19 protein-coding genes and 1 pseudogene are annotated in these 21,118 nt (G+C 46.9%); 15 read left to right on the top strand and 5 right to left on the bottom strand.

The features are described from left to right. Positions 1 to 190 precede the first annotated feature (190 nt). Complete coding sequence (locus QW71_RS38060) at positions 191 to 1,138, bottom strand: glycosyltransferase family 2 protein (RefSeq protein WP_052770059.1); 948 nt, start codon at positions 1,136 to 1,138, stop codon at positions 191 to 193. Between the two features lie 670 nt (positions 1,139 to 1,808). On the opposite strand from QW71_RS38060, the gene QW71_RS41365 reads away from it, so the two are divergent. From QW71_RS41365 to QW71_RS16630, 3 genes are all read left to right on the top strand, one after another. Then, positions 1,809 to 2,120 carry a hypothetical protein gene (locus tag QW71_RS41365; RefSeq protein ID WP_235441474.1) on the top strand — a complete coding sequence of 104 codons (312 nt, stop codon included), beginning with the start codon at positions 1,809 to 1,811 and terminating at the stop codon, positions 2,118 to 2,120. A 204-nt stretch (positions 2,121 to 2,324) separates the two neighbouring features. Then, positions 2,325 to 2,867, top strand: coding sequence for an O-acetyl-ADP-ribose deacetylase (locus QW71_RS16625; protein WP_235441475.1), 543 nt, complete (start codon positions 2,325 to 2,327; stop codon positions 2,865 to 2,867). A 31-nt stretch (positions 2,868 to 2,898) separates the two neighbouring features. After that, complete coding sequence (locus tag QW71_RS16630) at positions 2,899 to 3,639, top strand: DUF5071 domain-containing protein (protein ID WP_083442586.1); 741 nt, start codon at positions 2,899 to 2,901, stop codon at positions 3,637 to 3,639. Between the two features lie 99 nt (positions 3,640 to 3,738). Here the strand turns inward: QW71_RS16630 and QW71_RS16635 are convergent, their stop codons facing one another. Next, positions 3,739 to 4,560, bottom strand: a complete 822-nt coding sequence (locus QW71_RS16635; RefSeq protein WP_039300615.1) for a DUF2785 domain-containing protein — start codon at positions 4,558 to 4,560, stop codon at positions 3,739 to 3,741. A 305-nt stretch (positions 4,561 to 4,865) separates the two neighbouring features. Here QW71_RS16635 and QW71_RS16640 point away from each other — a divergent pair, with 305 nt between their 5' ends. After that, complete coding sequence (locus QW71_RS16640) at positions 4,866 to 6,692, top strand: APC family permease (protein ID WP_039300618.1); 1,827 nt, start codon at positions 4,866 to 4,868, stop codon at positions 6,690 to 6,692. 169 nt (positions 6,693 to 6,861) lie between these two features. Here the strand turns inward: QW71_RS16640 and QW71_RS16645 are convergent, their stop codons facing one another. Then, positions 6,862 to 9,516, bottom strand: a complete 2,655-nt coding sequence (locus tag QW71_RS16645) for a cation-translocating P-type ATPase (protein ID WP_039300621.1) — start codon at positions 9,514 to 9,516, stop codon at positions 6,862 to 6,864. A gap of 252 nt (positions 9,517 to 9,768) precedes the next feature. Here QW71_RS16645 and QW71_RS42220 point away from each other — a divergent pair. From QW71_RS42220 to QW71_RS16665, 4 genes and pseudogenes are all read left to right on the top strand, one after another. Continuing rightward, a pseudogene (locus QW71_RS42220) lies at positions 9,769 to 9,909 on the top strand (EamA family transporter); the annotation flags it as partial. 333 nt (positions 9,910 to 10,242) lie between these two features. Beyond that, entirely contained in the window at positions 10,243 to 10,728 is a 486-nt protein-coding gene (locus tag QW71_RS16655) for a site-2 protease family protein (RefSeq protein ID WP_373604774.1), read from the top strand. Between the two features lie 146 nt (positions 10,729 to 10,874). Further along, positions 10,875 to 11,387 (top strand): nuclear transport factor 2 family protein, encoded by a 513-nt coding sequence (locus QW71_RS16660; protein ID WP_052770060.1) that lies wholly within the window; start codon positions 10,875 to 10,877, stop codon positions 11,385 to 11,387. Then, a complete protein-coding gene (locus tag QW71_RS16665; RefSeq protein ID WP_039300632.1) occupies positions 11,384 to 12,043 on the top strand; it encodes an NAD(P)H-dependent oxidoreductase in 660 nt (219 codons plus the stop codon). Before QW71_RS16660 ends, QW71_RS16665 begins: the two co-directional genes overlap by 4 nt. Before the next feature lie 13 nt (positions 12,044 to 12,056). Here the strand turns inward: QW71_RS16665 and QW71_RS16670 are convergent, their stop codons facing one another. Continuing rightward, on the bottom strand, positions 12,057 to 12,398 hold the full coding sequence (locus QW71_RS16670; protein ID WP_039300744.1) for a helix-turn-helix domain-containing protein: 342 nt from the start codon (positions 12,396 to 12,398) through the stop codon (positions 12,057 to 12,059). A gap of 346 nt (positions 12,399 to 12,744) precedes the next feature. Here QW71_RS16670 and QW71_RS16675 point away from each other — a divergent pair, with 346 nt between their 5' ends. From QW71_RS16675 to QW71_RS16705, 7 genes are all read left to right on the top strand, one after another. Continuing rightward, positions 12,745 to 14,163, top strand: coding sequence for an ABC transporter substrate-binding protein (locus QW71_RS16675; protein WP_083442584.1), 1,419 nt, complete (start codon positions 12,745 to 12,747; stop codon positions 14,161 to 14,163). A 62-nt stretch (positions 14,164 to 14,225) separates the two neighbouring features. Next, positions 14,226 to 15,209 (top strand): carbohydrate ABC transporter permease, encoded by a 984-nt coding sequence (locus tag QW71_RS16680; RefSeq protein ID WP_039300634.1) that lies wholly within the window; start codon positions 14,226 to 14,228, stop codon positions 15,207 to 15,209. After that, positions 15,199 to 16,053 (top strand): carbohydrate ABC transporter permease, encoded by an 855-nt coding sequence (locus tag QW71_RS16685; RefSeq protein WP_047013808.1) that lies wholly within the window; start codon positions 15,199 to 15,201, stop codon positions 16,051 to 16,053. The genes QW71_RS16680 and QW71_RS16685 overlap by 11 nt, the downstream gene beginning before the upstream one ends. Before the next feature lie 302 nt (positions 16,054 to 16,355). Continuing rightward, positions 16,356 to 17,318, top strand: coding sequence for an AraC family transcriptional regulator (locus QW71_RS16690; protein ID WP_235441476.1), 963 nt, complete (start codon positions 16,356 to 16,358; stop codon positions 17,316 to 17,318). A 231-nt stretch (positions 17,319 to 17,549) separates the two neighbouring features. Continuing rightward, positions 17,550 to 18,446 carry an SDR family oxidoreductase gene (locus QW71_RS16695; protein ID WP_039300636.1) on the top strand — a complete coding sequence of 299 codons (897 nt, stop codon included), beginning with the start codon at positions 17,550 to 17,552 and terminating at the stop codon, positions 18,444 to 18,446. A 130-nt stretch (positions 18,447 to 18,576) separates the two neighbouring features. Next, positions 18,577 to 19,062 carry a cysteine hydrolase family protein gene (locus tag QW71_RS16700; RefSeq protein ID WP_039300639.1) on the top strand — a complete coding sequence of 162 codons (486 nt, stop codon included), beginning with the start codon at positions 18,577 to 18,579 and terminating at the stop codon, positions 19,060 to 19,062. Between the two features lie 29 nt (positions 19,063 to 19,091). After that, the gene (locus QW71_RS16705) at positions 19,092 to 19,877 is read left to right on the top strand and encodes an alpha/beta fold hydrolase (protein WP_039300642.1); all 786 of its coding nucleotides are present in this window, start codon (positions 19,092 to 19,094) and stop codon (positions 19,875 to 19,877) included. Positions 19,878 to 19,980: 103 nt separating this feature from the next. On the opposite strand, the gene QW71_RS16710 is transcribed toward QW71_RS16705, so the two are convergent. Then, positions 19,981 to 21,030 carry an LLM class flavin-dependent oxidoreductase gene (locus tag QW71_RS16710; protein WP_235441477.1) on the bottom strand — a complete coding sequence of 350 codons (1,050 nt, stop codon included), beginning with the start codon at positions 21,028 to 21,030 and terminating at the stop codon, positions 19,981 to 19,983. Positions 21,031 to 21,118: the final 88 nt, after the last annotated feature.

The following is a 21,118-nucleotide window of genomic DNA, read 5'->3' on the forward strand; positions in this document are numbered from 1 at the left end:
ATAACCGCTGGCTAGAACGTTATTCACCCGTTAGGGTGATTTTGTTCTTAATGTAATGAGATGCATATAACATCATCAAGGTAAGCTCAAGAAGAGTGTTTAAACAACGCTATTCCAATTTATCGATACAATCGAAAAGGCATGTGCCTGGTAACGTACCGAACTCATGCCAACAGAGATGCCATTACATCTATTTCATAGACAAGCCAATTAACTCCTGCAGGGTATATTCTCCGTTGAAAAACCTATCGTACAATTTAATATCACTTGTACGATATTTATTAAAAAATCGTTGTATATTTTCCTTTGCTTGTGCTCTATCAATTCCGGCGTTTCTGGGATGTTCTTGGTGGAAGTTGATGGCATTACTGTTGAAATAAAAATCATAACCGGCATTTTTTAATTGGTACGCGAAATCATTGTCTTCAATTCCCCATCCTTGATAATTTTCATCAAAAGAAATGCTCTCGCAATTGAATCTATGAAGTGCTAGATTACCCGTTGTCGCCAACATCCAGTTCATAGGGAATTTATCTAGTTGAGTACCAAAATACTCTACCACTTCAAGAAAATTTTCGATACATGTGTATAGGCGATATTTATTAAGGTAATGGTCGAGGTCCAGTTGCAACAGTTCAGTTGAAATCAGATCTATTGCTTTATCTTTGCCTATTTGATCTAAAAGTTCTTGATTTCGCCGAAAGAAATCGGCAAAACACTCAATAAGATTTATAGAAGGATCTATGTAAAATGTTTTAACAGAGTTTGTATAACGGGACAAAACAGCTTCCTTTAACCCAATTGAGACACTATTTTTGTTATTTTGAATGTGGTCTACATGATTACCGATGAAATTAGTTACTGGAATACGATCGTCATCGCAAAAAACAAAAATATCTCCTCTAGCAATTGACATTCCGAGATTTCTTGCTTTTGATCTTCCACCATTTTCTTGTGCAAGATATTTAATGTCAATTTGATTTTCATATCGCTTCACGGTAGATTCGGTATTATCAGTACTACCATCATTAATAATGATGACTTCAAAATTTTTCATCGACTGTTTAGCAAAGCCAGCCAATGTTAAGTCTAAAAAAAAGGATTTATTAAATGTTGGAATGATCACTGAAGAATCCACTAATATTCACTCTCCTAATAAAGTATTGTCTGACTTAGTTTAAACAATCTTAAAATTGAATCGGTTGAGTCATTAACCTTAGATAGATTTAGATTATCTCGCTTGATAAGAAATCCCTTCTCCTTTAAATAAGGTAATCTTTGATATATAATTATATTTAATATAAAGATTGTAATAAATATAACATAAATAAGATATTTTTCCTATTGTGATTTAGTTCAAGGATACGAGATTCGAGAGTTTCTTTAACATCAATTCATACTCTGACAACGAAATAAAATTGGATTGTGCAGCTGACTGGAATATGTTGAACTCATTCTATTGTCCACAGTACTATAATGAATTGATCCATTCTGATCTCGTACAGGGGGTGCCGGATTATTAAAGCAAACAAAGTCATCCGTCTAAGACGACTGTTCATCTGTTCAGGTCTTGGATTGTTACTGGTTGTTGCCGGGTGCGCACTGAAGACGAAAGAAGAAACAAAGCCAAAGTCTGTAAGCGTACCTGCGGATGAAATGACTCCATACCCTGGAATGAAGGTTGGTCACTCGCGATTAGTATCACCCCGGGCATTCCACTTGAACTCCGAGGCAACGATGAAGTTATGTATGAAATTTCTGGCGATATGAGTTACTTATGCGTGAAGTCTGAGGGGAAACTCGAAAGTATGAGCAAGGGAGGGAACAGCAAGAAAGCGGGAGAGCGTTTCTACTGGAACCCATTCTTCGGGGATTCTCAGGTGCAACTCGCTGACATCGGAACCTCTTGGATCCGCATTGTCCGGAAGCAGGAAGGATATACGACAGGATTTGTTCTAATCAAGATATTGCCCTCGCCGATCACGACTGCAGACGGTGGCGGAGGTATGACATTCAAAGCCGATATCATTGCAAGCTTGGAATTCCCCCGGGTAGAAGGGGCTTACCAGACCATCTCCGACGAGAATTTGAAGGAGATAGAATCTGCTTACACAAAATGAAAGTAAATGTCTAGAGTGGAACCCGAAAGTTAAAATCTAATGGTATAATGAGCCGTCCTTAAAACATTAAGGGCGGCTTTATGTATTTAAGAGCAATAAATCACCAGGCTGTCGAGGGTATTAACTAACTGGCAGGATAGCTCCAATAATTCCGCGAATACTCTACATATGTGGTTATTTACGAAGTACTAGTGGAGGTTATTCATGGAAGTTATTATGAAAGACTCAATCGTTCAGTTGGTCCGGGGAGATATAACTAAAACTGAAGTAGAAGCAATAGTCAATGCTGCCAACACTAGTCTGTTGGGTGGAGGCGGCGTAGACGGTGCTATCCATAGAGCTGGGGGAAAAGCAATATTAGAAGAGTGCATGAAGATCCGCAATCAACAGGGTGGCTGTGCAGTTGGAGAGGCGGTAGTTACCACAGGGGGGAACTTGAAGAGCCGTTTGGTTATCCATACCGTGGGGCCCGTTTGGAATGGCGGATTGAACAATGAGGAACAAAAGCTAAAAGACTGTTACAGGAATTCATTAACGCAAGCGGAGTTAAACGAAGCTACAAGTATTGCTTTTCCAAATATAAGTACAGGTATATATAAATATCCGAAAAACTTAGCCTGCTACATAGCCGTAGAGGAAGTGTCTAAGTATTTATTAAATAAGGAAACCAATATTAAAAAAGTAGTATTTGTATGTTTTGATGAAGAAAATTTTGAAATATACAAGAATGAACTAAAGAAGTATTGAGATATGACAAATGCAAAGTAGGCGATATTACTTGGACGATATAAATACGCTAATTCAAAAGTTAGAATGGGACACACCTGTAGAAGAAAAAGAGAATGCAATAAAAAAGCTGCAGTTTGTTAATGATGGTGAGCTTCCCTTATTGTTGCAACCTCTCACGAAAGGGCATTGGGATGGAGCTACTGAAGTAATTATAAATTTAGGATATCCCCGTGTGGAAAGTATATTGCCGGGATTACTTATTTGGATTCAGGATTTGAATTGGCCGGGTGCGCATCAGATTTCTGATTTGTTAAGAGAAATTGGCGATCCGCTAATTCCATATATAAAAGATGTATTTATACAATATAGTGACGATCAAGAATGGATCGGGTGGATATTTGAACTTATAGTGGATCAATGGAATACGAAACAGATCACTCAAATTCAGAATGAATTAATTCAACTTTCTAAAGGAAGAACCAATGATTTGAAGGCCCTGCGAACATTATTGGTTCATCGAATATGCCCGAAAGAAGCAATTGAACTTATAATGCAGGAAAAGAAGAAGAATATAAGCTTAGAGATTCTTGAACTAGAACAATCCAATCCCGGTATGGATTGTGAAGAGCTTCAAAGGGAATTTAGTGAAGTGATCTTTAAGCCTGAATGTTCCAGAGTTTATTATAAGCAAAACGAGGGGGAATTTTCATTATGTAATCATAAATCTAACTTACAGCATTATTTAAGTGAAATTGAGGATTTAGCCCGTGAAGTGTCAGAATTCGTCTAGCAAAATATATCATCACCTACTTATTCAGAATTCACTAAAAAATAAGCAAATGGCTCCGCCCTTATTATCAAAGGGCGGAGCCATTTGTGATTCGTTTAATCAGCAATAATACACTTTCTCTACTTTATATAAAGTATCCTCGATGACCGGGCAGAGAGCGGCATCTGCTTTGTAGAATTTTACCCGGAAATATAAACTTTTCAGAAAATTCTTAATATTATTTTTTTGTCTGAAGGCAGGCAGAAATTCGGAACTCTTCTCAACCTCACCAAAACGTTGAATCCATTGCACTACATCAGTCTGACTGAGCAGTTTTCTGCTTAAAACACTGATTACGGGTCTGACCATCCGCTCATCCTCACCATCGGAGTAAACCCGTTCGGTTATGATCATCTTGTCGTAAACCAGGTCGAGGATGGTGAAGAGGTCAGCTTGATCCAATTCGGAACATTGGGCCAAATCATCTAATGCATCTGCCCCATGAGCTATGGCATGAGCCCAGCCCTTCTCTTCGTCATACCCGCGGTAATCCCGCTCTTCTTGCACACTGTAGAACACTTTCTCTTTGATCTGGTGAACTTGCTCTCTTGAAAGGAATGGGGATTCCCTATGCTTCATGATGAGAAGCGGGATGACCAGCATAGAGAAAGACCGGGTGAATACAGAGTCTGTATTGCTTTCACCGAGCTTATAATGCAAATGGTCAGTATCCAATAGGGCGGGGAGAAGTTGCTCCAGCTCGTCTTCAGAAAGCGAATTACCGGGAATCCAATGGGATAAGGTTGTATAGATTAGATCATCGCGCAGCCCGGCATCCACAGAACCGATGTTATGTATCATTTCTTGTACCAACTGGAAGGGTTCCGCAGGTGTCTGGTAGTCATTTTCTTTGATTAGTATCAACTGATCTTTTAAATTCATGGTTTGCGCTCCTATTGGGTAATTTCCGGACTCTTCTCTTACTATAAGATACAGGCACGATTGGATACAACTTCATCATATCTTAATGCAATCTTAATGTCTTTGAAGAATCCTTAACGCTATATTAATGCCGGAAATGGTAGGCTGAACTTGGAAGTAAATGATAGTTTACTCCGCAGAATTCGAACAGTTCCTTGCCTCTATAATCACGGAATATTCTTCTGTGGTCTTTTTGTTGTGTCTGAGTAGGGTATAGATGCTGCACAATCAAGAATTTTACAAATAAAAAGCGAGTGGTGAAACCCGTGATCTCATTTTTAAAACGATTTCTGATCGGCAGGCCCTTAAAGTCTACTGAATTAGGGGAACAAAAGCTAAATAAAAAGAAAGCACTGGCCATACTGTCTTCAGATGCCTTGTCTTCCGTTGCGTACGGGCCGGAACAAATCTTAATTGTTCTCGTTACGATTGGGGCAGCTGCCTTCTGGTATTCGATTCCGATTGCGATTGGCGTATTAGTATTGCTGACCGCACTCATTTTGTCCTACCGGCAGATTATTTTTGCTTATTCGCATGGTGGTGGAGCCTATGTAGTATCCAAGGAAAACTTGGGGAAGTACCCCGGACTGATTGCCGGCGGTTCGCTGTTGGTGGACTATATTTTAACGGTGGCAGTAAGTATATCGGCCGGCGCGGACGCGATTACCTCAGCTTTTCCAAGCCTGCATGAGCATAAAGTAGTTATCGCTATCGTCTTCGTGATCCTGATTACGATTCTGAACTTAAGGGGTGTCACGGAATCTGCTTCCGTACTCGCCTATCCGGTTTATTTATTCGTGCTGGCCTTATTTATCCTGATTGGTACAGGCCTGTATAACATTTTAACCGGTAACGTTCCGGCAGAGCTGCATACCTCATTGGGCACGCCGGTAGCGGGGATCAGTCTATTCCTGCTGCTGCGCGCATTTTCTTCCGGGAGCTCTGCGTTAACGGGTGTAGAGGCGATATCCAATGCCATTCCGAATTTCAAAAGTCCGGAGGCTTCTAACGCCGCCAAAACCTTAGTGGCCATGGGGGCCTTACTTGCTGTTATGTTCTCAGGAATTGTTGTGCTGGCCTATTATTATGGTATAGCTCCCCGTGCTGATGTGACGGTCGTGTCGCAAATTGCCGAGCAAACCTTCGGCCGGAATGCGATGTATTTCTTCATACAGGGAACCACTGCATTAATACTGATTCTGGCCGCCAACACCGGGTATTCCGCATTCCCTTTACTGGCTGTGAATCTGGCCAAGGATAAGTTCATTCCGCGGATGTTCACCATGCGTGGAGACCGGCTGGGTTACTCTAACGGTATTATCATCCTGGGTGTTCTTTCTATGGTCCTGATTTATGTATTTGAAGGAAAGACAGAGCAATTGATCCCATTATATGCTGTAGGTGTGTTCATTCCCTTTACGCTGTCACAGACAGGGATGATGGTTAAGTGGCTCCGGGAAAAACAGGCGGGCTGGCTGCAAAAATTCATCATCAACACCGTTGGTGCTCTAATCAGCCTTATTGTTACGATGATGTTCTTCTTGACCAAGTTTACACAGGTCTGGCCGGTATTTGTATTTTTGCCGATTCTCCTTCTGGTATTCCACCGGATTCATAAGCACTACGAGGCAGTGGCTGACCAGCTTAGAATAACCACCTGTGAGGAAACAATTAAGATTGAAGGCAATGTAATCATCGTGCCGGTTGCCGGAATCACTCATGTGGTGATGAACTCCCTGGAATATGCCAAATCGCTGAATCCGCAGCAGATTATCGCCGTGTATGTGCCCTTCGAAAGAGAAGAGGAAGCAATATTCGAGGAGAAATGGAAAAAGTGGCAGCCGGAAATAAGATTAGTGACTTTGTATACTCCATATAGAAGCATCGTACAACCGTTGACCAAATTCATTGATACGATCAATTGGAAGGCGGCAGAGTTGAATCATAGGGTAACGGTCATCATTCCACAGTTCATTCCGAAGAAAGGCTGGCATAACATCCTTCATAATCAATCGAGTCTGCTGATACGTGCCCGGTTACTGTTCCGCAGCGATGTTATTGTCACTACAGTGCCTTATCATTTGAAGAAGTAATATGTTTCATACATTAGGCTGGTTCCATAAAAAAGCCTGCACCCCATACCGGGCGTGCAGGCTTTTGGCTATTTCAGATCCCCTAAGCTAAGCCTAAGCGGCCTGCTTAGACGGCAATGCGCGGCGGACAAGCTGGGCTTTTGGCTATTTCAGATCCCCTAAGCTAAGCCTAAGCGGCCTGCTTAGACGGCAATGCGCGGCGGACAAGCTTCGCCAGCTCCATCACGATGACCGAGCCAAGGGCGAGGCCTGTGGCTGTCAGCCAGTGGTCCATCCCGAAGGAAGCGGGAATGGAGAAGATGTCTCTGACGCCGGGCAGGACAGCAATGCCGTAGAAGGCAAAGCAGACCATGACAGCGCCGATCACATATTTGTTGCTGAAGAAGCCGGCTTCCACAGAGGTCTGGCTATTGGACCGGGCTGCGAAGGTCTGGAGCGTACGCGCCAGAATCAGCGTGGTGAAGGCCATGGCGATGCCCATTTCATCGGAATGCTGCAGCCCGATGTATTGGGAGACAATGACGGCAATCCCGATCAGCAGACCGCGGGTAATGACAGCCTGCATCATGCCTCCGGCGAAGATGCCTTCGCCAATGTCCCGTGGCTTGCGGCTCATTACATCCGGCTCAGCCTTCTCCATGCCCAGGGCAATGGCGGGCAGAGAATCGTTCGCCAGGTTAATGAACAGCAGCTGGATCGCGGTGAACGGGTTGATCCAGTCGAAGATCAATGCGAACAGGATAGCGATGATCGCCCCCAGATTGCCGGCGAACAGATAGGCAGTGGCCTTCTTGATGTTGTCGAACACCGTCCGGCCGACAGCGACCGCATTGACGATGGATACGAAATTATCATCGGTCAGGATCATAGCAGCGGAATCCTTGGCTACATCGGTTCCGCTGCCCATGGCTACACCGATATCGGCCTGCTTCAGGGCCGGGGCATCATTGACGCCGTCGCCGGTCATGGCGGTGATTTTGCCTTTACGCTGCCAGGCACGGACTATTCTGATCTTATTCTCCGGAGAGACCCGGGCATAGACACCAATCTGCTCGAGCCTGCTGTCCAGCTCCTCTTCGGACATGGCATCCAGCTCCTGGCCGGTGACCGCGATCTCGTGCTCAGCCATCAGCCCGATATCGCGACCGATCGCCTGGGCTGTGGTTTTATGGTCCCCGGTAATCATAATTGTGCGGATACCCGCTTTATTGGATTCAGCAATGGAGCCATATACCGCCTCGCGCGGCGGATCAATCATCGCTGAGAGGCCAACCAGCACCAGGTTCTGCTCATCTTCAAGGCCTACTTCGGTGACGGTATTCGGCACGGTCTTATAGGCATAGGCAAGCACCCGCAAGGCTCTGCTGGAGAACTGCTCGTTAGCTTCGGTGAAGCGTTCCAGAACCTCCGGTGTCAGCGGGACCTCCTGGCCGCTCAGCAGCACGTGGGTACATCTGCTGAACAGGACATCCGGGCCGCCTTTGGTAAGCAGGGCTTTCTGCCCGTCGAAGGTATGCAGCGTCGTCATCAGCTTGCGCTCCGAGTCAAACGGCAGCTCGGCTTCGCGCGGGAAGTTATCGCGGATCTCGCGGTAATCCCGGTTCTTGCTGTTACTGAAGGCAATCAGCGCAACCTCTGTAGGGTCACCCAGCTCTTTGCCTTCCTCGTTGATGTTGGAATCGTTGCAGAGTACGGCGATATGCAGCAGTCTGCGGGCTTCTTCCGACCATTCATCGGCCTGCAGGCTGAACTGCTCCTGCGATCCTTCCGGCAGGAAGTAGTCGACAACTGTCATTTTATTCTGTGTCAGCGTACCGGTCTTATCCGTACAGATTACACTGGTTGATCCCAGAGCTTCAACAGCGGGCAGCTTGCGGATAATGGCGTTCTGCCGGGCCATCTTGTTGGTGCCTACGGAGAGCACGATGGTTACAATCGAGGACAATGCCTCGGGAATCGCGGCGACGGCTACAGCTACGGCGAACATCAGGGCATTCAGAATCGCTTCGGTCGTGTCGACCGTATCGTTCGAGAGCCAGACGCGTGCAGCCTGAATGGAGAAGATAAGGATGGACAAGCCCAGAACGGCCAGGCCCAGCTTCTTGCCGAAGCTCTCCAGCTTGCGCTGAAGCGGAGTCTGCTTCGCTTCAGCACTCTCGATCAGACCGGCAATCTTCCCAAGCTCGGTGCCGAGAGCAGTTCCTGTAATGACCAGCGTTCCCCGTCCATAGACAACGAGCGAGCCGCTGAAGGCCATATTGCGCCGGTCTCCAAGCGGAGCGTCATGATCAATAGGCTGAATATGCTTCTCCACGGCTTCGGATTCTCCGGTCAGCATTCCTTCGTCAATCCGCAGGCTCCCGGATTCAATAATCCGTCCGTCTGCAGGCACGTAATCGCCAGCCTCAAGTAAGACGATATCGCCGCGGACCAGTTCCCTTGCGGGAATGGACAGCAAGGCTCCGTCCCGGATGACCTTGGCTTCAGGCGCAGACATCTTGCGCAGCGCGTCAAGCGAGCTCTCGGCCTTACGGGTCTGGACAACGCTGATCACAGCATTCAGAATCAGCACTACAAAGATGATGACGGATTCCATGACATGTCCCATCACAATCTGAACTGTTGCTGCTATGAGCAGCACAATGACCATCGGATCTTTGAAATTCTCCAGAAACAGCTTCCAGAGCGGGTCTTTCTGTTTACCTTTTAACTCATTGTAGCCGTCCTTGTTGAGCCGGTTGTCTACTTCAGCAGACGTAAGCCCTTTGACCTGGCTCTGCACTTCTTCCAGGGTGTCTGTCACACTGCGGCGGTAATACTCCATCAGGTACAAGCTCCTCTCCAGTTATTCATTCTCTGTATGGTCCAAATCTACGTTAGAAAATATGACAAGTTTCAACATTTCTCGTTCAGACAGTTAAATACTTATACCCAGATGGACGATGTTCGTATAGAATAGAATGAAAAAATTGAAAATTACAACTCCGTTAAGGACAAGGAATGTCTAGAACAACGGAGGGTACAAAACATGAAAAACACTTTATTAGGTTCTTTGTATTTATCGCTCGCTGCCAGTTTAAAAGAAAAGATTACCTTTAAAAAGGCCTTTTCCATTATTTTAGCAACGATCGGTTTCGGTATTATTGTCGGAAATGCGGGCATTGATCCATCGCTTCAGCTCGGCGGGATATCCCTGCTTGTTGCGGCACTTTCCTGGGGTGGTTATTACTCGGGGAGCAGATTGGCTTGTCCTTTTGGGCAGGGACTGCTCTGATTTGTATGAGAGTTCTACTGATCATTAAGGAAAAATGAGTGTGAAAACATCGGGTCGTCCTCAGTTGAGGGTGGCCTGATTTTTGTTGTGCTGAGAGGATAGTGCGGGGTTACTCCCGAATACAGATGAATGGGTGCAAAATAGCCCATGTAACCGGGATGAAGCCGGAGCAGGAAAATAACTTGAAGGCAGGAAACCACGTTGAACCGGACTTTTCTTTATATTATGTTGTTTATAGTATTCATCCTCTTGTTATCCATGATCGAGCCGTCAGTTATGCATGGGGTACTCGCTGCGGTCATATTGACTTTGTTTAAATATCTGGACACGTTCGTACACGAACTCGGACATTATTTGGCAGGGAGGTTAATGGGGTATCCAATAAAATTAGTGGTCATAGGTGACCGGAAACAGTTTTGGAGTGCAGATATCTTCGGCACATCCTTTATATTCTGCTACGGATTTGGCGGGTTAACGTTTATAGAGATCGGCAAAAAGGCCAGCAGGCTCCGTCATTCTATTTTTGCTCTCGGCGGGGTAATGTTCCAGATAGCTGTAATTGGCATCATCTACTTCACGCTTGGCATTGGCAGTGAACATAATTATTATCTTCCGCTGCTATTCATGGTTCTGAATGTATGGACAATAATAGTTAGTTTATATCCAAGAGATTTTGCCCGGTATGGAAAGTATTACCTCAGTGACGGATTGCTCTTGAAAAGGATACTACAGGCAAAGACGCCTGCGGACATCGGGTTGTAGCATGACTGGACTGAAAGGTAGTACAGGACTCAAAGACTTTACTTTTCTAAAGTATATATAAAAAAATAGCCTCCTTATGAAAATAATAATTACCTGCTATAGTTTGTCTCGAGGCAATTGAATGCCAAAGAAGGAGAGACAACTATATGACAGATAAGCAGCACCATGAGCAGGCAGGCATGAACGGGCCGGAGATTATTATGAATAAACTCCATCAGCTGGAACGGAGAGTTCAACGGCTGGAGGGCATCGAAGAGATAAAAAAACTGAAAGCACGCTATTTCCGTTTTGTGGATGAGAAGAACTGGTCTGAATTAGCAGAAATTTTCACAGCTGAAGTGAAACTCGAACCTGATGGACATGTGTTCAAAAACGGGGAAGAATTCAGTAAAGTGATAAACGATCTAGTCGGAAAAGCGCCTTCTGTTCACCATGGACACATGCCGGAGATTGATTGGATAGATGAGAATCACGCGAAGGGTGTCTGGGCAATGGAAGATTTATTGAGTTTTCCTGATAAGGACGACTCGCCTCCAGGACATAACGGGTATGGTCAATATAGAGAATCCTACGAGCGTGTAGATGGTGTATGGAAAATCAGCAGTTTAAACTTAACCCGGTTCCGGATGGACCCGCTGGCTAACTGGGAGGAGAAATGAATACATCTGCCAGAAAAACAGAGATGCTGGAAACCTTCAACTATCGGCATGCAACCAAAGAATTTGACCCGGAGAGAAAAATTTCTGAAGAGGATTTTCAATTTATTCTAGAGGCTGGCCGGTTATCTCCCAGTTCCGGAGGAAATGAGCCCTGGAAATTCATTGTTGTGCAGAGCCCGGAATTCAGAAATGAATTGGCTCCATATGCATACGGCGCAGTTCGGCAGCTGCCCACATCGAGTCATTTTGTTATGATTTTAGCCAGGAAGGACCTTACCTATGATTCTCCTTATTTAAAAGAGCAGCAAACTCAAACCTTGGAGATGCCGCTGGAAATCTACAAGGGAATGAAGCCGGCATATGCGCAATTTTATCACGACCTGCACTTGGATTCTGAAAGAGCTTTGCTGGACTGGTCCTCCAAACAGACATTTATTGCACTTGGAAACATGATGACGGCAGCGGCGCATATTGAAATCGATTCATGCGCCATTGAAGGCTTCAATCTGGATGCCGTTAATGACCTGCTTCAAAAGAAAGGACTTCTGGGACAGAATGAATATAGCTTAAGTGTCATGGCAGCCTTCGGTTACCGCGTCCGGGAAGGGCGCTCTAAGAAAAGACGTCCGATGAAAGATATCGTACAGTTTGTCTAACGAATTGTCCTTTTTAAGAGGATTGCTGAACAGGAGAATCCCATTCATTTTTCCAGCGGTTGATCTGCTCAAATACCTTCGAAAAGGCTTTTCCCTTTTCGGTAATTGAATATTCGACGGTTACGGGTACCGTGGGAAAGACCTGGCGGTTTAACATTTGATGTTCTTCTAAATTCCGTAATGTATCTGTTAGGCCTTTCGTATTGACGTTACCTAAATTCCGTCGTAGTTGGTTAAAACGCTGAGGTTCCCTAAGAAGCTGTGTCATCACCAGAAAAGTCCATTTTCCTGAAAGAAACTGTAAAACCTCAGATATTGAATCAATACAGCTACTCTCAAACTTTGATTCTTCCAATGCGCTCATCTCTCATTCTTTTATGATATCGAACTAAAAAATAAAGTAACTAATTTAATTATAGTATAGTGAAAATGATTAGGACTGTCACTGGGAGTTGTATACTGATTTGGTTATTCGATGAGATGTAATGATGCCAGGCTACCGGTAAGATCGGTGGCCTGTTTTTTTATGCAGTAATTAACTGATTGTTCCATTTCGCTATTTTATGCCTAGCACAGAGCAGGAACCAAAAATAGTGGTATTTTTCCCAATGAGGGGTTCCTTATGTCTGAGAGAGTCTGGCACTATAATATGAATGCGGTTACATAAAACCGAGGATTGAATATAAAAGGGGAGGCAAAGTATGAAAAGTATGAAGCGTGTTCTAGCGGGGATCTCTACACTGGTTTTGATGTCATCTGCTCTGGCAGCGTGTGGAGGCAATAATAATTCAAGCTCATCCGGCGCAAACGCAACAACTGCTCCAGCAGCTAATACTGCTGCAGAGGCTACAACTGCTCCAGCAGCAGGATCTGGTGAGAAAGTTACTATCAATCTCTGGAGCTTCACGGACGAGATTCCAAACATGACCAAGAAGTACATGGAGCTACATCCTGAAGCGAATGTGGAATTCAAAACTACGATTGTCGCAACTACAGATGGAGCCTATCAGCCTGCTCTTGACCAGGCGCTGGCCGCTGGCGGAAAAGATGCACCAGATATTTATGCTGCTGAAGGGGCATTCGTACTCAAATATACACAAGGCGATGCATCCACTTTTGCCGCCAATTATGCTGACCTGGGCCTTACCGATCAAATGGTTAAGGACGCAGGCATCGCTCAATATTCTGTTGATATCGGCAGCAAAGACGGTCAACTGAAAGGTCTGGGCTATCAGGCAACAGGCGGAGCCTTTATCTATCGCCGCTCGCTTGCCAAGGATGTGTTTGGAACAGATGACCCGGCTACTATCAAGACTGAAATCGGTCCAGGCTGGGATAAATTCTTCAGTGCAGCAGAGAAGCTGAAAGCTAAAGGATATGCCGCAGTTTCTGGTGACGGCGATATCTGGCACGCGATCGAAAACAGTTCTGATAAAGGCTGGATTGTCGATGGCAAGCTGCATATTGATCCGAAGCGTGAAGAATTCCTTGATCTTTCCAAGAAGCTTAAAGACAATAACTACTACAACGATACGACAGATTGGCAAGAAGCCTGGTTCGCCGATATGAACGGCACTGGCGAAAAACCGGTCTTCGGTTTCTTCGGTCCTGCTTGGCTCATTAACTATACGTTAAGCGAACATGCAGTAGAAACAAAGGGTGACTGGGCAGTTACTGAATCACCAACAGGCTTCTTCTGGGGAGGCACTTGGTTGCTCGCTAACAAAGACGTAGTCAAGGACGAAGCCAAGAAACAAGCCGTTGCCGACTTTATCAATTGGGTAACACTCGACACCTCTGAAACCGGACTCCAGTACTACTGGGCTAACGGAACGATGAAAGATGGCGAGCAAGGTGCGAAGGACAGCGTTGCTTCCTCCGTTGTTATGGATAAGTCTAATGGTGAACTGGAATTGGTTGGCGGACAGAACATTTTCGATATCTTTGTTCCGGCTAATGCCAACGCTTCCGGTAAGAACTTGACTGCATTCGACGAAACGATCAACAAGCTCTGGCGTGATCAAGTACGCGAATATACTGCAGGCAACAAGGACCGTGCGAAAGCGATCGAAACCTTCAAACAGCAAGTCAAAGATCAACTGAATATCGATAGCGAATAAAAAGCAATCGAAGGGGCGGGGGAGTCATCCCGCCCCTTCATATCAACTAAAGGGGTGAGAGCATGCGCCGCAATGGTGTGAACTACTCTAAATTTGGCTATATTTTTACGTTTCCGTTTGTTTTGGCATTTCTGATCTTCTCACTTTATCCTATTTTATACACCGCATTCATCGGGTTCACCGATTTGCAGGGATTAATACCAAAACCAATACATATTTTGGATAATCCTTTTCAGAATTTCAAAGATTTGATCCTTAGTAACGCCTCTTTCCGAAAATCTCTGATTAACACCGGGATACTCTGGATTGTCAACTTCGTTCCCCAAATTCTTCTTGCACTCTTGCTTACTGCATGGTTTACGAACCAGCGTCTCAAAATAAAAGGACAAGGTTTTTTCAAGGTTCTGCTGTATATGCCTAATATTATTACTGCGGGTACAATCGCCTTGCTTTTCAGTACTCTGTTTGGCTATCCAATGGGTCCAGTAAACAGTTTCTTTGAAATGATGGGTTGGTCCGATGCTCCGATCTACTTCCTTCAGGATAAGACAACAGCGCGGGGCATTGTGGCGTTCATCCAGTTCTGGATGTGGTACGGGAACACCATGATCATTCTGATCGCAGGTGTTATGGGTATCAATCCCGCGCTCTTCGAGTCTGCAGCGATTGACGGTGCAAACGGAGTTCAAACGTTCTTCCGGATCACGCTGCCAAGTTTACGTACAATTCTACTATTCACACTGATTACATCTATGGTCGGTGGCTTGACCATGTTTGATATTCCGCAGCTCTTCCTTGCGGGCGGACCGGATGACTCTACGCTTACCACGTCCATGTTCATTTATGGGCAAGCCTTTAAGGGAAGCTATTTATACAATCGCGCTGCTGCTGCGAGTATGATTATGTTCTTGATTTCAGGGGTATTGTCTGTACTTGTGTTCTATTTAATGCGTGACCGTGACGCGGCAAGACTTAAAAAAATCGAAAAAATGCACCGGAAATCCGCCAAGAGCAGCCATAAGGGGGGCGTATCACATGAACAATAATCAAAAAGACGGAAACGTCACCCGGAGGATCAACAAGACGATTGTCTATATCGTCTGTATCTGTCTGGCGGTACTCAGCGTTCTTCCGTTTTGGATCATGTTTGTAAACGCCACCCGCTCTTCGGCAGAAATTCAAAGCGGTATCTCACTGTTTCCTTCGACACATATGATGGACAACCTACGGGTACTGCTCGAAAAGAGTTTCGATCCGATTCAGGGGTTCATGAATTCATTTATTATCTCTTCTTCAGCAACTCTCTTAACGGTCTATTTCTCCTCCCTGGCGGCTTATGGTCTTGTGACCTATAGCTGGAAGCTGCGCGGGGCATTCTTTACCTTTATTTTGTGCGTAATGATGATTCCTTCTCAGGCAAGTGCCATCGGATTCTATCAGTTCATGTATAAAATCCATTGGACCAACAGCTTTCTCCCACTGATTCTGCCTGCAATTGCAGCGCCGGCGGTAGTGTTCTTTATGCGCCAATATCTGCTGGCAACGCTGTCGATTGAGATCGTGGAAGCAGCACGCGTAGACGGGTCCGGTGAATTCAAAACCTTTAACCGGATTATCCTGCCGCTGATGGTTCCGGCAGTGGCGACGCAGGCAATCTTTGCCTTTGTGGGGAACTGGAACAACCTGTTCATGCCGCTCATCCTGCTTACCCAAAAAGATAAGTATACGATGCCGATCATGGTCAGTTTGCTTCGCGGGGATATTTACAAGACGTCGTTCGGCTCAATCTATATGGGTCTGGCTTTGACGGCTTTGCCGCTGTTTGTAGTCTACTTCCTGTTATCCCGTTACATTATCGCGGGTGTAGCACTTGGCGGCGTCAAAGAATAAACCCACTCAGATTCATCCCAAATTGAGTTCTGTTGATTAGCTAAATTATGGTTATGGAAACGTAGTAGAATTTTTCTTGAGGCCGCCACATTGCGGAGATCTGCAGAGGTGTAGAAGATTTACGGAATGAGCGATTTCTTTGCTACTTATTTTGGCTAATCAACAGGCGTACTCCCGATAATGCACAACATTATCGGGAGTTTTTTTATTTTCACACCCATCCATTAGTGTGTATAATAAACGTTACTTGTCCATACGGATGTACTTTATAGCATGCTTAATACAAAGGAGTTGCCCGCTGCATGATGAGGCTGCAAGATGAATACGCGGTGACAACGGAGCCTGGGAATGCAGAGAGGCTGCTTGAGGCAGAAACAGCCAGACTGGTCCAGCTGATCTCTGCCCTTGTTCCTCATGACGGTACCTTTAGCCAGCGCATACCCGGGCTCTATGTCAGCCGGTATTCACGTACCGATAGAGATACCATCAAAACCTTCTATTCCACCTCGTTTATAATCGTGGCCCAAGGGTCAAAGGATGTCATGATCGGGCAGGAGGTTTATCATTTTGACAAATCGCAGATGATTCTGTTGCCTGTCGCCCTGCCGTTAGCCATGCAGCTCATGGAGGCCAGTTCATCTGAGCCTTATCTTGCCGTGAGGCTGGAGCTTGATCCGCAACGGATTAGCGAATGGGTCCTGAAGCTGTACCCCCAGGGTTTGCCCCCGGTACGTCAGATGAGTAAAGGTTACATTGCTGATGTCAATCTGAGTATCATTAACGCAGTGGCGAGACTGGTGGAATGCCTGCACAATGACGGTGATGCTGAATTGCTTGCCCCGCTGGTTCTGGATGAAATTCTGATCCGGATTCTGCGCAGTCCGATTGGCGCCCAGGTTGTGGAGATGGGGTTCGCGGAGTCGGATGTGCAGCGGGTGTCGAAGGTCATAACCTGGCTGCAGGGCAACTTCTCCCGGCAGATGAAGGTTGCTGAGCTGGCGGAGCTGGTACATATGAGTCCATCTTCTTTTCATGTGCATTTCAAGTCCGTCACCTCCATGAGCCCGCTGCAATATCAAAAAGCGCTGCGCCTTCACGAAGCCAGACGTCTGATGTTAGCCAGCGCCATGGACGCGACCACTGCCTGCCGGCTTGTCGGATATGTGAGTGATTCCCAATTCAGCCGGGATTACAGCCGGTACTTCGGAAATCCGCCAAGCAGAGATATTGCCAGATTACGTCAGCAAACCCACAGAACCGACTGAACCATTCCTTCGGGAAGCCCGCAGCCGCTTGGTCTGCGGGTTTTTGGCATGCGGCAAGAGACCAGGCTGCCTTTCTTGTAGGATCGGGCAAAAAGGGAAAGGAAACAGGCAAAGGTCCTGGTAATGCGCAGACTATAATGAGTGTAGCCTTGCTCGAGCGGCGGCAACACGTTATGCCGCCAGGGTGAACCGGGCAGTTCTACCAAACAATAGTTATAGGAGGAAATTAATATGCGTGTTTTTGTCACAGGTGCTACTGGTTTTGTCGGCTCTGCCATTGTACGTGAATTGATAGATGCGGGGCATGATGTACTTGGCCTCGCCCGTTCGGATGAGGCTGCAGCTGCGCTTGCTGCTGCCGGGGCCGTCATACACCGCGGTTCTTTGGATGATCTGGACAGCCTGCGGCGGGGAGCGGCTGGAGCGGATGGTGTTATCCATGCCGCGTTCATTCACGATTTCTCGGATATTACGGCTGCAGGCGAGTCAGACCGGCTTGCGGTCGAAGCAATAGGGGCCGAGCTTGCGCAGTCCGGCCGGCCGTTAGTCGTAACCTCTGTGATCGGGCATCTAACGCCGGGTCAGCTGGGAACAGAAGAGGATGCACCCTATCCTGGCTCTGTGAAGCATCGCTCGGCCTCGGAGGAAGCGGCCCTTGCATTGGCAGCGCAGGGCGTACGCGTATCGGTGCTGCGGCTCCCGCTATCCGTGCATGGTGATGGCGATATCGGCTTTGTTCCGGGCCTAATCAATATGGCCCGTACTACAGGAATCTCGGGATATGTGGGCGATGGCGCAAACCGCTGGCCAGCTGTGCACCGGCTGGATGCCTCACATCTCTACCGGCTGGCGCTGGAATCAGCTCCTGCCGGAGTTCGGCTGCATGCAATCGGCGATGAAGGTGTGCCGGTCCGTGATATTGCCGGCGTAATCGGCCGCCGGCTCGGGGTACCTGTAGTCAGCATTCCCCCTGAAGAGGCAGGAGGGCATTTCGGCTGGCTGGCTCACTTTGTGGCGCTGGATATCCCAGCTTCGAGCATCTGGACCCAAGAGCAGCTTGGATGGAAGCCTGTGCATCCGGCACTCCTTCCAGATTTGGACCGGGAGCAGTATTTCATACGGAGGTAGAGAGCTGCATTCATAGAAGGGCAACTGGAGCTGTCAAAAAAAAAATAAATATCGGATGAGTCAGGACTTATTGTACAATTGGAGGGATGATGTGAGGTTCCATTTATTAGCTTACAGGGAGGAAGAATGGATGAAAATCGGTTTTCTGATTATTGATCTGCAAGAGGTGCATTTGGGCAAGGTGGAACAGAAAGTAATAGATCAGGCCTGCGAGTTCATTAATTATGTCTCGGAGCTGCTGCGCTCCAAAGATCATACTGTGATTCATATCCAGGACATCGAGGGGATGCAGCCTTCTGATGAGGAGAAATTCAAGATTATTCCGGGCATTGAAATTAAGGAGACGGATCTTAGAGTGACTAAGGAATATTCGAATGCCTTCTGGAAGACCGATCTGGAAAAGATTGTGCTGGAGCAGGGCATCGATCTGCTGATTCTCTCGGGATATGCCGCTGAGCACTGCGTACTGTTCACCTATAACGGGGCTATGGAAAGAGGGTTCAAGGCTGTACTTCTGCAGGATGGGATTCTAAGCTCGAAGAGTGACGTGATTCCTGCAACCTACAGGGACCGCAAACTGATCTCGTATCCTGTGATTGAAGCGTTAGTGCAGTAAGGGAGTCTTGCAGGGCTGGAGGAAGAACAATGGAACGGTATATGGTCTACAATGCGGAGAACGACGGTCAAACGCTAGTAGTGCTCCCGGCGCTGGGTGAACGAAAGGAAATATATGCTCCTCTGGCTGCACAAATGGCAGATTTCAGGTTCATAGCAATCGACCTGCCAGGGCATAACCAGGACAATCAGGCAGATGTGTCGATTGGAGCTTTTGTATGGGAGATTAAAAGGATTCTGAATGATCTGCAGATTTCGGCAGCGCATCTCGTAGGCAATTCTATCGGCGCATGGATATGTGAGGCCTTTTATGCGGAGTATCCTGCTTATGTGAAGTCACTTACTTTGCTCGATGGCGGATATTATTTCCTTGCGGACAGGGAAGATGATGAGGGTGAGATTATGTTACCCGTCATTGATAGTCTGGAGGAGCTTGAGCAGGCAGTGGATGAAACCGTCCTGGCGATGGACAAGCTTGCTGAATCCGAACAACAATTATTCAAGGACTATTTAATGAATAACTTCTACCTGCAGGGTGATTCCTATATGCACCATAGCCGTGAACAGGCCTTAAATCGTCTGAGCAAGGAAGTAACTGCCACCGATTATTGCCTGAAGCAAGCGGCTGAACTTCCTTTGATATTGCTGTTGGCAGAAGAGAGTATGGATGAATTCAGTCTGGAGAAAATGCAGCTTTTCAAGGTTGCCCACCCTAATGCGGATGTGAAAATAATCGGCAGAGGCTATCACTTCCTGCCGATTACGAATGCGGCAGATGTGGCAGCGGCGATGCGTGAATTGCTAAGTCCGCAGTAACACCGCTTCTTTATTTCAGCAGGAGCATAAGAATACGCCAAAAACACTTCAAGAGCTGTTAAGCGCCTGAAGTGTTTTTGGCGTATTAGAGTCACAATATCAGTTATTTAGCCTCAGTGCGTGCTAATTCCTTATGCACGATAGGGGCAACCTTGGTGCCCAATAGCTCAATGGCGCGCAGCACCTCGCGGTGCGGCATGGTGCCTACATTCACATGCAGGAAGAAGCGGGTCACGCCAAGATTCTTGCGCAGAAGGATGATCTTCTCGGCTACATATTCGGCATCGCCGACATAGAGTGCGCCGCGCAGGCTGCGGGCATCGTCAAAGGCCGCACGGTTGTAGGTTCCGCCCCAGCCCCGTTCGCGTCCAATGACATTCATCTGGGCTGCGGTGGACGGGTAGAACAAGGCGGCTGCCTGTTCGTTAGTTTCACCTACGAAGCCGTGGGAGTGCGTGGCAATCTGCAGCTTGTCGGGATTATGTCCCGCGCGGACAGCGGCTTCCTTGTATAAGGCGACGAGCGGAGCAAAGCGTTCCGGCATGCCGCCAATGATCGCGAAAGCGATCGGAAGACCGAGCGTTCCGGCCCGAACGGCGGATTCAGGATTGCCGCCGCTGGCCACCCAGACGGGAAGAGGGTCCTGGACGGCGCGGGGATAGACGGCAAGGTTATTAATCGCCGGGCGATGGCCGCCGCGCCAGGTGACCTTCTCAGAAGCACGGATCGCCAGCAGCAGCTCCAGATTCTCCTCGAACAATTCATCATAATCATCCAGGCTGTAGCCAAACAGCGGGAAGGACTCAATGAATGAGCCGCGGCCCGCCATAATCTCTGCCCGGCCATTCGACAGTCCATCCAGAGTGGCGAAGTCCTGGTACACCCGGACCGGATCATCTGAAGACAAGACACTGACCGCGCTGGTCAGTCTGATCCGCTTGGTCGTAGCTGCCGCTGCGGCAAGAACTACAGCCGGAGCACTGCCTGCATAATCGGCCCGGTGATGTTCACCTATGCCATATACGTCCAGGCCCACCTGGTCAGCGAGCACAATTTCTTCTACGGCTTCGCGCAGTCTCTCCGCATGGCTAATAGCCTTGCCGGTTACCGGATCAGGCGTAGTCTCCAAAAACGTGCTTATTCCTATTTCCATCAATTGTTTCTCCTCGGCCATATCAATCCGCCCCCTTCTTCATGTACTCATTCTACTATACTTTATAATGTTTCTCAACTTTAGTAAG

The sequence above is a fragment of the Paenibacillus sp. IHB B 3415 genome (assembly GCF_000802655.2).
GTDB classification, from domain to species: Bacteria; Bacillota; Bacilli; order Paenibacillales; family Paenibacillaceae; genus Paenibacillus_AQ; species Paenibacillus_AQ phytohabitans.

Coding starts and splice junctions, on each gene's coding strand:
- QW71_RS41365 (WP_235441474.1), top strand. CDS start 1,809: ATGAGCAAGGGAGGGAACAGCAAGAAAGCGGGAGAGCGTTTCTACTGG.
- QW71_RS16625 (WP_235441475.1), top strand. CDS start 2,325: ATGGAAGTTATTATGAAAGACTCAATCGTTCAGTTGGTCCGGGGAGAT.
- QW71_RS16635 (WP_039300615.1), bottom strand. CDS start 4,560: ATGAATTTAAAAGATCAGTTGATACTAATCAAAGAAAATGACTACCAG.
- QW71_RS16645 (WP_039300621.1), bottom strand. CDS start 9,516: ATGGAGTATTACCGCCGCAGTGTGACAGACACCCTGGAAGAAGTGCAG.
- QW71_RS16655 (WP_373604774.1), top strand. CDS start 10,243: ATGCATGGGGTACTCGCTGCGGTCATATTGACTTTGTTTAAATATCTG.
- QW71_RS16660 (WP_052770060.1), top strand. CDS start 10,875: ATGACAGATAAGCAGCACCATGAGCAGGCAGGCATGAACGGGCCGGAG.
- QW71_RS16665 (WP_039300632.1), top strand. CDS start 11,384: ATGAATACATCTGCCAGAAAAACAGAGATGCTGGAAACCTTCAACTAT.
- QW71_RS16675 (WP_083442584.1), top strand. CDS start 12,745: ATGAAAAGTATGAAGCGTGTTCTAGCGGGGATCTCTACACTGGTTTTG.
- QW71_RS16680 (WP_039300634.1), top strand. CDS start 14,226: ATGCGCCGCAATGGTGTGAACTACTCTAAATTTGGCTATATTTTTACG.
- QW71_RS16685 (WP_047013808.1), top strand. CDS start 15,199: ATGAACAATAATCAAAAAGACGGAAACGTCACCCGGAGGATCAACAAG.
- QW71_RS16690 (WP_235441476.1), top strand. CDS start 16,356: ATGATGAGGCTGCAAGATGAATACGCGGTGACAACGGAGCCTGGGAAT.
- QW71_RS16695 (WP_039300636.1), top strand. CDS start 17,550: ATGCGTGTTTTTGTCACAGGTGCTACTGGTTTTGTCGGCTCTGCCATT.
- QW71_RS16700 (WP_039300639.1), top strand. CDS start 18,577: ATGAAAATCGGTTTTCTGATTATTGATCTGCAAGAGGTGCATTTGGGC.
- QW71_RS16705 (WP_039300642.1), top strand. CDS start 19,092: ATGGAACGGTATATGGTCTACAATGCGGAGAACGACGGTCAAACGCTA.
- QW71_RS16710 (WP_235441477.1), bottom strand. CDS start 21,030: ATGGAAATAGGAATAAGCACGTTTTTGGAGACTACGCCTGATCCGGTA.